The organism is Nocardia otitidiscaviarum NBRC 14405, from assembly GCF_000308635.1.
Lineage (GTDB): Bacteria > Actinomycetota > Actinomycetes > Mycobacteriales > Mycobacteriaceae > Nocardia > Nocardia otitidiscaviarum.
On the sequence record NZ_BAGD01000025.1, the window covers coordinates 1 to 1031 of the forward strand.

1 protein-coding gene is annotated in these 1031 nt (G+C 68.0%); it reads right to left on the bottom strand.

All coding sequences use genetic code 11. From position 1 onward, the window contains the following. On the bottom strand, positions 1-1031 hold a 1031-nt coding region (locus ON31_RS02500; RefSeq protein ID WP_039808885.1), incomplete at both ends, for an AMP-binding protein.

A 1031-nucleotide genomic window follows, 5' to 3' on the forward strand; every position in this document is an offset into this window, starting at 1 on the left:
CCGGTGTCGGTGGCTTCGGCGGTGAGGATGACGAAGGCCACGATGCCCTGACCGGTGGTGGCGTCGGAGGCGCCGACGACGGCGGCCTCGGCGACGGCGGGGTGGCCGACGAGGGCGGATTCGACCTCGGCGGTGGAGATGCGGTGGCCGGAGACGTTCATGACGTCGTCGACGCGGCCGAGCACCCACAGGTCGCCGTCGGTGTCGAGTTTCGCGCCGTCCCCGGCGAAGTACCAGCCCTGCTCGCGGTAGCGGGCCCAGTAGGTGTCGCGGTAGCGGTCGTTGTCGCCCCAGATACCGCGCAGCATGGACGGCCAGGGCTGGTCGAGGACCAGATACCCGTTGGCTTCGGTTTCGCCGAGTTGGACGGGTTTGCCGTCCTCATCGACGACGGTGGCGGAGATGCCGGGCAGGGGTCGCATGGCGGCGCCGGGTTTGGTGGCGGTGACGCCGGGCAGGGGGGAGATCATGATGGCGCCGGTTTCGGTTTGCCACCAGGTGTCGACGATGGGGGTGGTGTCGCCGCCGATGACCTCGCGGTACCAGCGCCAGGCTTCGGGGTTGATGGGTTCGCCGACCGAGCCGAGCAGGCGCAGGCTGGACAGGTTGTGGGCGTCGGGGATCTCGCGGCCCCACTTCATGAAGGTGCGCACCAGGGTGGGGGCGGTGTAGTAGATGGAGACGCCGTACTTCTCGATGATCTGCCAGTGCCGGTGCTCGTCGGGGAAGTTGGGGGTGCCTTCGTAGACGACCTGGGTGGCGCGGTTGGACAGCGGTCCGTAGACGATGTAGGAGTGGCCGGTGACCCAGCCGATGTCGGCGGTGCACCAGTACACGTCCTGGCCGGGTTTGTGGTCGAAGACGTAGTGGTGGGTGTAGGAGGTCTGGGTGAGGTAGCCGCCGCTGGTGTGCAGGATGCCTTTGGGTTTTCCGGTGGTGCCGGAGGTGTAGAGGATGAATAGCGGGTGTTCGGCGTCGAAGGGCTGCGCTTCGTGCTCGGGGGACGCCTGGGCCACGGTGTCGTGCCACCA